Origin of the sequence: Streptococcus parasanguinis (assembly GCF_001578955.1) — a bacterium.
In the GTDB taxonomy this organism is placed as follows: Bacteria; Bacillota; Bacilli; order Lactobacillales; family Streptococcaceae; genus Streptococcus; species Streptococcus parasanguinis_U.
Map to the genome: position 1 here is coordinate 212,434 of NZ_KQ969689.1, position 1,597 is coordinate 214,030.

Genomic DNA, 1,597 nt, shown 5'->3' on the forward strand with positions numbered 1-1,597 from the left:
GCATGTCGTTACTGGATCGTGGTAAATCGATAGACTATGTCAATCGGGTGATGGTATCACCAGATCTAGCGACCATCACTTGGTTTGTCCTCACGGTCATATTGGGTGCAGGATTAGGATGGGGACTATCGAACATCCTTCTTCCATTATTGGCCAAAAAAGGAGATAAAGATGCACAATAATTTACTAGTTCTTCAGTCAGACTTTGGTTTGGTGGATGGAGCAGTATCAGCTATGATTGGGGTTGCTTTAGAAGAATCACCAACCCTTAAAATTCACCACTTAACTCATGATATTACCCCCTACAATATCTTTGAAGGGAGTTACCGTCTCTTTCAGACAGTAGATTACTGGCCAGAAGGGACAACCTTTGTTTCGGTGGTCGATCCTGGTGTCGGTTCCAAACGAAAGAGTGTCGTAGCTAAAACGGCTAAAAATCAATACATTGTCACTCCGGATAATGGAACTCTCTCTTTTATCAAGAAACATGTAGGGATTGTTGCTATCCGTGAGATTTCAGAGGTGAAGAATCGTCGAGCCAATACAGAATTTTCTTATACTTTCCATGGGCGTGATGTCTACGCCTATACAGGAGCTAAGTTGGCCAGTGGCCATATTAGTTTTGAAGAAGTCGGACCAGAACTCAGTGTCGAACATATTGTGGAAATCCCAGTGGTTGAGACGGTTTTTGAGGACGATCTTGTTAAAGGTGCAGTTGACATCCTAGATGTACGCTTTGGTTCTCTTTGGACTTCCGTTACTCGGGAAGAGTTCAATCATTTGTCACCCAAATTTGGGGAACGTTTTGAAGTGACCATCTATAACAATGACATGCTGGTTTACCAAAACCAAGTAACCTACGGCAAGTCTTTCGCCGATGTGCGAATTGGACAGCCAATCCTTTATATCAATTCCCTTTACCGTGTTGGTCTTGCCATCAACCAGGGATCCTTTGCCAAGGCCTATAATGTAGGAGTTGGGGCTTCTTGGCATATTGAGATTAGAAAAATGGAAAATTAATAGGAGATATCATAATGAAACAGAAATCATTATTTTCAATTAAAGATGTTGTAGCTATTGGGGTTGGAGCAGCCCTCTTTGTCGTGATTGCTATGTTGCAAATCCCTGCACCTGCACCGAATACGAGCATTCAGTTGCAATATGCCCTTCAAGCTCTCTTTAGTGTAGTCTTTGGCCCAATTGTTGGCTTCTTAATCGGCTTGATTGGTCATGCCATTAAGGACGCTATGTCAGGTAGTCTTTGGTGGACTTGGATCATTTCAAGTGGTTTGTTTGGACTCTTTGTTGGTTTCTTCCGCAAACAAATCGGTGAATTCAAAGGGGAAGTGACAAAGAAAGAATTAATTGTTTTTAACGTTGTTCAAATCGTATCCAATCTTGTGATCTGGGGCTTGATTGCTCCGGTTGGAGATGTCTTGATCTACAAGGAAAGTGCCAATAAAGTCTTCCTACAAGGTGTTGTTGCGGGTTCTTTAAATGCTTTAACAGTAGCTGTTGCAGGTTCTCTTCTCTTGATTGCTTATGCACGGACCCAAACAAAAGATGGAAGTTTGACCAAAGATTAAACGTACTAGAA

At 42.0% G+C, this 1,597-nt stretch carries 2 protein-coding genes and 1 pseudogene; all 3 read left to right on the forward strand.

What is annotated here, in order from left to right:
* Positions 1 to 182: pseudogene (locus tag SPADD19_RS00970) on the forward strand (MptD family putative ECF transporter S component); the annotation flags it as partial.
* Complete coding sequence (locus SPADD19_RS00975; protein WP_061454970.1) at positions 172 to 1,020, forward strand: SAM hydrolase/SAM-dependent halogenase family protein; 849 nt, start codon at positions 172 to 174, stop codon at positions 1,018 to 1,020. The pseudogene SPADD19_RS00970 and the gene SPADD19_RS00975, both read left to right, overlap by 11 nt.
* A gap of 14 nt (positions 1,021 to 1,034) precedes the next feature.
* A complete protein-coding gene (locus tag SPADD19_RS00980; protein ID WP_061454971.1) occupies positions 1,035 to 1,586 on the forward strand; it encodes an ECF-type riboflavin transporter substrate-binding protein in 552 nt (183 codons plus the stop codon).
* Positions 1,587 to 1,597 lie beyond the last annotated feature (11 nt).